This window comes from Dietzia sp. DQ11-71, from assembly GCF_014144995.1.
GTDB classification, from domain to species: Bacteria; Actinomycetota; Actinomycetes; order Mycobacteriales; family Mycobacteriaceae; genus Dietzia; species Dietzia kunjamensis.
Genome location: NZ_JAALDT010000045.1, coordinates 1 through 6,086 on the forward strand (window position 1 = coordinate 1; position 6,086 = coordinate 6,086).

At 70.6% G+C, this 6,086-nt stretch carries 5 protein-coding genes and 1 pseudogene; 2 read left to right on the forward strand and 4 right to left on the reverse strand.

All coding sequences use genetic code 11. The features are described 5' to 3' along the window. Nucleotides 1-126 precede the first annotated feature (126 nt). Both G6023_RS01820 and G6023_RS01825 read left to right on the forward strand, forming a co-directional pair. Nucleotides 127-1,638, forward strand: a complete 1,512-nt coding sequence (locus G6023_RS01820; RefSeq protein ID WP_120283937.1) for a dolichyl-phosphate-mannose--protein mannosyltransferase — start codon at nucleotides 127-129, stop codon at nucleotides 1,636-1,638. 183 nt (nucleotides 1,639-1,821) lie between these two features. Next, a complete protein-coding gene (locus tag G6023_RS01825) occupies nucleotides 1,822-2,850 on the forward strand; it encodes a mechanosensitive ion channel family protein (protein WP_182633935.1) in 1,029 nt (342 codons plus the stop codon). A 37-nt stretch (nucleotides 2,851-2,887) separates the two neighbouring features. Here G6023_RS01825 and G6023_RS01830 read toward each other — a convergent pair whose 3' ends face one another. From G6023_RS01830 to G6023_RS01845, 4 genes and pseudogenes are all read right to left on the reverse strand, one after another. Beyond that, nucleotides 2,888-3,286, reverse strand: coding sequence for a DoxX family protein (locus G6023_RS01830; RefSeq protein ID WP_096907104.1), 399 nt, complete (start codon nucleotides 3,284-3,286; stop codon nucleotides 2,888-2,890). Between the two features lie 5 nt (nucleotides 3,287-3,291). Next, nucleotides 3,292-4,155: an SDR family oxidoreductase gene (locus G6023_RS01835; RefSeq protein ID WP_182633933.1), complete on the reverse strand. Its 864-nt coding sequence runs from the start codon at nucleotides 4,153-4,155 to the stop codon at nucleotides 3,292-3,294. Between the two features lie 108 nt (nucleotides 4,156-4,263). Further along, nucleotides 4,264-5,517 (reverse strand): annotated as a pseudogene (locus tag G6023_RS01840) (NADH:flavin oxidoreductase). A 200-nt stretch (nucleotides 5,518-5,717) separates the two neighbouring features. Beyond that, nucleotides 5,718-6,086, reverse strand: a 369-nt coding sequence (locus G6023_RS01845; RefSeq protein ID WP_182633934.1) for an alpha/beta hydrolase, incomplete at its 5' end; no start/stop codon positions are given.

Sequence of the window (6,086 nt, forward strand, 5' to 3'; positions counted from 1 at the left end):
CGAGGCGTCAGCCGGGTTCCCGATGGGGGTGGCCGCCAACACGACACGTCCGGACGTCATGACGACCACCCTATCGGTGGCCGGGCGCATCCCCACCCGGCGCACGGCCCCCACTATGCTCTGCCTGTGACCTCGACCATCGGCGTGCGCTCACCAGGACGCCCGCTGCCCGCCCCCGACACCGGTCCGGTCGACACGACCCGCGACCTGATCGCCACCGGCGTCATCCTGGTCCTGGCGTTCCTCTCCCGCTTCTGGGGCCTGACCTCGGCCACGGACAAGGGCACCCCGGTCTTCGACGAGAAGCACTACGCACCGCAGTCGTACAACGTCGCCCAGCTCGGCATCGAGGAGAATCCCGCCTACGGCCTGGTCGTCCACCCGCCCGTCGCCAAGCAGATCCAGTCCATCGGCGGCATGCTCTTCGACTACTCCCCCCTGGGCTGGCGGTTCACCGCGGCCCTGGCCGGGGTGCTCGTGGTGCTCATGGTCATGCGCATCACCCGGCGCCTGACCCGGTCCACCCAGCTCGGCCTCGTCGCCGGGCTGCTGCTGTGCCTCGACGGCGTCAGCTTCGTGACCTCCCGCATCGGCATGCTGGACATCTACCAGGTGCTCTTCGTCGTCGCGGCCGCCGGCGCCCTGTTGGTGGACCGCGACCAGATGCGCGCCCGCATGCACCGGACCGCCCTCGAGGGCAGGCTCCACCTGTCGAGCCTGGGACCGCGACTGGGATTCCGCTGGTGGCGCTTCACAGCCGGCGTCATGCTGGGCCTCGCCCTCGGGGTCAAGTGGTCCGGCCTGTACTTCATCGCCTTCTTCGGTGTGATGACCGTGGCGTGGGACTGGGCTCTGCGCAGCCGTTACGGGGTCCAGCGCCCCCTCGCGGGCGCACTGCTGCGCGACGCGGTGCCGGCCTTCCTCACCCTCGTCCTCTGGCCGGCGATCCTGCACATGTTCACGTGGCTGCCCTGGTTCGCGAACGAGAACTCCGTGTACCGGCACGTCGTGGGCGACGAGGTCGAGGACAACTGGCTGCCCGACTCGGTGCAGTCGTGGCTGTACTACCAGTCGTCGGTCCTGGACTTCCACTCCACGCTGACCACCTCCGCCGGGAACCGGCACCCCTGGGAGTCCAAGCCGTGGACCTGGCCCATGAGCCTGCGACCGATGCTCTACTACGTCGAGCAGGGCGAGGGCATCGCCGGCTGCGGGGAGACCTCGTGCGTGCGCGCGATCATGCTCCTGGGGACCCCCGCCATCTGGTGGCTGGCCGTCCCCGTCCTGGCGTGGGCGTTCTGGCGCGCAGTCATCTGCCGTGACGGCCGCTACGCGTTCCCACTGGTGGGCTACATGGCCGGCTATCTGCCGTGGTTCTTCCAGCACGACCGCCAGATGTATTTCTTCTACGCCTCGGTCATGGCGCCGTTCTTCGTCATGATGATCGCGCTCGTGTTGGGCGAGATCGCCGGCAGGGCCACCGACTCCCCCCGGCGGCAACTCATCGGTCGTGCGATCGTCAGCCTGTACCTCGCGCTGGTCGTGGTGAACTTCATCTACGCGCTGCCCATCCTCTCGGGGATGCCCATCACCCAGACCGAGTGGAGTCACCAGCTCTGGCTACCTTCCTGGCGCTAGCGCAGTCGCCCCCGCGAGGTCCCCACCCGCACGTGGATCCCGCCCCCTGAGCATGTGCTGATCACCGGCTCGGCGCCGCCTGATCCCCGCGCCCCGCGGCCGGGGACGAGGTGTCGCCGACGGTGTGCGGTCAGTACCGTGGCGGCAGTGAACGAGCTATCCCTTCCCTTCGCCGATCTCCCGATGAGCGACGTGACCCAACAGTGGCTGGTCGAGAAGCCGGCCATGATCGCCCTGTACCTCGTGCTGGCGCTGCTGGTGCGGTGGGTGCTCCACCGGGGCATCGACCGGATCACCGCCCCATCGAAGAACGCGTCCCCGTCCTCGTGGCGGCGCAGCCGACAGGAACGGGCCGACCGGCGCGCCGGCGCGCACACGGTCGAACTCGACCCCGACGGCGACCGCGGTGAGGTCACCGCCGACGAGAGTGGCGGTCTCACCGCCGCGAGTCTGAAGAAGAACAGTCGACGACGCTCCGCGGAGCACGTGCGGACCGAGCATCGACGCGCGGAACGGCGGGCACAGCGGATGGCCACCATCGGGTCGGTGCTCAAGTCGATCGTCTCGTTCGCCGTGCTCGTGTGGGTGGTGCTGCAGACCCTGGCCATCGTCGGCGTCAACGTGGCGCCCTTCATCGCGTCCGCCGGGATCGTCGGCGTCGCGCTGGGCTTCGGCGCCCAGGCCCTCGTCCGGGACTTCCTCTCCGGTCTGTTCATGCTCTTCGAGGACCAGTACGGCGTCGGTGACTGGGTCGACCTGGGCGAGGCCGAGGGCACGGTCGAGCACGTGGGACTGCGCGTCACCTCACTGCGGGACCTGCACGGGACGCTCTGGTACTGCCGCAACGGCGACATCGCCCGGGTCGGGAACTACAGCCAGGACTTCGGCGTCGCGTTCCTCGAGATCCCCGTGTCCTACACCGCCGACGTCGACCGGGCGTGCACCGTGGCCATCGAGACCGCCAGGCAGGCGGCGGCCGAGGAGCCGATCGCCTCGAACCTCATCTCGGGCCCGGAGCTCCAGGGCGTGAACGCGCTGGACGCGGACTTCTGGTCCCTGCGGATGACCGCGGTGACGCAGGCCAACACCCAGTGGGCCACCGAGCGGGAGCTGCGGCGCCGCATCCGCAACGCCTTCGACGAGTCCGGCATCGACGCCCCGTACCCGGACGGCCTCCCGGTGTCCGCGATGCGCGCGATGGCCTCGGGGTGAGGCCCGGGCGGCGACAGCCGTTCCCGCCCGGTCGGCGCTAGCCGCCCAGTACCCTGTCGATGCTGAACCGGCCGGCGCCGACCGCCGCCACGAGCAGCGCCCCCACCCCGAGCGCCACCACGAGCTCCCAGCCGTTCTGCGTGATGAACGGGCCGTTGGTGGCGTGGACGAAGTAGAACGCGCCGGCCATGTCCACGCCGAGCAGGATGCCCGCGAGCGGGGTGAGGAGCCCGGCGATGAGGGCGGCCCCCGCCACCAACTCCACCCCGGCGACGATCGCGGCGGTGACGGCCGGCTGCGGGATGCCGTAGCTCGAGAACTGCTCGGCCACCCGGCTCAGGCCGAGGGTGAAGAACTTCTGCCACCCGTGGGCCGCGAACACCACCCCGAGCCCGACACGGGCCAGGAGGATCGCGGCGTCCCGGAGGGTCTCCATCCCCCTCACGGGAGGATGCCCCGGCCGGCCTTGGCGAGTCGGCGGTGGAGGGCCGTCATCGCGATCCGGTAGAGCGGCGGGGCGAACTTCTGCGCGGCGAAGCCGATGCGGACGTCCGGGGAGGTGTAGACGAGGTAGCGCCCCTTGCGCACGCCCTCGAGCATCTTCTCGGCGGCCTGGTCCGGGGTGACCGCGTGGCGCCGGAACTGGTCGACGGTCCTGGCCACCTCGGGATCGGACCTGTCGACGCCCGCGATCTCGACGGTCTCCACGAGCGGGGTGTCGACGCCGCCGGGGCAGACGAGGTGCACGCCGATGTCGTACGGCGCCAGGTCGAAGCGCAGGACCTCGGCGACGCCGCGGATCCCGAACTTGGCGGCACTGTAGGCGGCGTGCCACGGCAGGCCGAGCAGACCGGCGGCGGACGAGACCAGGACGAGCGCGGCGGGCTTGCGGGCGGTCATCATCGCGGGCACGAACGCCTCCACCACGTGGATGGTGCCCATGAGATTGACCTCGACCATCGACCGCCAGATCCGGTGCTCGAGCAGATCCGGGCGGCCCCAGGCCGAGTTGCCGGCCACGTGGAAGATCGCGTCGGGCGCACCGCTGTCGGCCACGACGCGCGCCCCGAACGCCATCACGGCCTCGTGGTCGGTGAGATCGAGCGCCTCGGCCACGAGCACGGCCGCACCGGCGTCCCGGCAGGCCTGCTCGGCGGAGGCCAGCCCCTCGGCGTTGAGGTCGGTGAGCACCAAGCGGGCGCCCTCATCCGCGAGCCGGAGGGCCGCCGCGCGACCGATCCCACTGGCCGCGCCGGTCACCACACAGACCCTGCCCCGGTAGTTCTTGATCCGTCGCCTCGACATCTACTCCCCCACGTCCGGGCCCGGATCGAAAAGCGGCGGGCCACCCGATGTGATCACCGTAGCGGCCCGACGGGGCACGTGAGGCGGGGACGGGCGGGCGCGTCCGCTCTACACGGGTGGCGTGGGGCTCGTCGCCTGGAGGGTGTCGTGGCCGCCGCGGGCGGGGATCGGCGGGACGTACTCGCGCAGCACGCAGCGGCTGCCGCTGTAGATGGTGGCCATACAGCGGTTGCAGTGCACGCAGAGCGACCGACGCCGGTCGTCCTCCTTGAGCTTGTTGGGCAGGTCGGGCTCACGCAGCAGGCCTCGGCCCATGGCGACGAACTCGAAACCGGCCCCCATCGCCTTGTCGATGGACGGCCGGTCGACGATCCCGCCGAGCAGCATCATCGGCAGGTCCACGGCCTCGCGGATCTGCCGGGCGTCGTCGAACATGTACGCGTCGGTGTACGGGTACTCCTTGAACATCTTCGGACCCACGACCTTCATGCCCATCTTGATCACCGCGGGCTGGGTGGCGGCGAACTCCTCCAGGGGCGCGGCGCCCTTGAACAGGTAGATGGGGTTGAGCAGGGAGCTGCCGACTGTCATCACCAGCGCGTCGGCGGAGCCGTCCTGCTCGAGCCACTGGGCGACCTGGCGGGCCTCGTCGATCCAGAACCCACCGGGCACGCCGTCGTCCATGTTGAGTTTGATCGTCACCGCGATCTTGTCGCCCATGGCGTCGCGGATGGCGCGGCCGATGCGGCGGGCGAAGCGGGCGCGGTTCTCCAGCGATCCGCCGTAGGAATCCTTGCGCCGGTTGAGCTTGGGGCTGAGGAACTCGCTGACGAGGTAGTTGTGACCGAAGTGCACCTCGATGGCGTCGAAACCGGCCTCCTACGCACCGCGGGCGGCGCGGACGTGGTCGGACACGATCCGGTCGATGTCCGCCTCCGTGCACGCCTTGGTGATCGCCAGGCCGGTGGGCGCCGGGATCCGGGACGGCCCGAGCGGGGGCAGCCCGTTGGACGACCCGTTGGCGACGGCCCCGGCGTGACCGACCTGGGCGGAGATCGCGGCGCCCTCGGCGTGCACGGCGTCGGTGAGCTTGCGCAGCATGCCACCGTCGTCCATTCCCCAGTGGTATTGGTGCTTGTCGGTGCGGCCCTCGGGGGAGGTCGCGAGGTAGGCCACGGTCGTCATGCCCACGCCGCCGCGCGCGTACTCGGCGTGGAACTCGATGAGCTCGTCGGTGATGCGCCCCTTGGGACAGCGCCCCTCGAAGGTCGCGGCCTTGACGATGCGGTTGCGCAGTGTCACGTTGCCGATCTTGCCGGGGCTGAAGACATCGGGTGCGGGTGTTCCGGGCGCGAGACTCATGAGCAGAACTATAACTTGTTCCACCCGCCCCGTCCCCTGTCTGGCCAGCGCATTTGTCGTGATTCGCCGCAGGCGCCCTACGCCGGGCGGCGCTACCGCCCGCCACCTGCAGACCATAGGTTGGGCTTACCCGCTTCAGACGCCCGCACCGATCTCCACGAGCAATACGCCGCAGGCGGTCGTCACGATCCCCGACCCCATCAGTCCTCCCGTCGGGGATCCGAGGCGCCGGCGACCGCGTTCCCGATGTGGACCGCGAGCACGGCCAGCGCTGAGGCGCCCTCCGGGGTGCCCGCCACGACCGGGAAGCAGTGGATCATCCCGGGCCAGACCCTCAGGTCGATCGTCGCGCCACGCGAGCGACTGGCCTCGACGAAGCGGCGGACGTCGTCGACCACGAAGTCGTCGCCGCCGCACACGATCGCGGTCGGTGGCGTCGACGCGTCGAGGGGGCGCCGGGCGGGTGAGACCCCCGGGTCGTCGACCGGGACGTTCCCGGCATAGGCGTCGCGACAGTCGCGGGCCAGCCTCGGCGGCGTGCGCGGGTCGAACGCGCCACTCCACCGGGC

Coding starts and splice junctions, on each gene's coding strand:
- G6023_RS01830 (WP_096907104.1), bottom strand. CDS start 3,286: ATGGAGACCCTCCGGGACGCCGCGATCCTCCTGGCCCGTGTCGGGCTC.
- G6023_RS01835 (WP_182633933.1), bottom strand. CDS start 4,155: ATGTCGAGGCGACGGATCAAGAACTACCGGGGCAGGGTCTGTGTGGTG.
- G6023_RS01825 (WP_182633935.1), top strand. CDS start 1,822: ATGAGCGACGTGACCCAACAGTGGCTGGTCGAGAAGCCGGCCATGATC.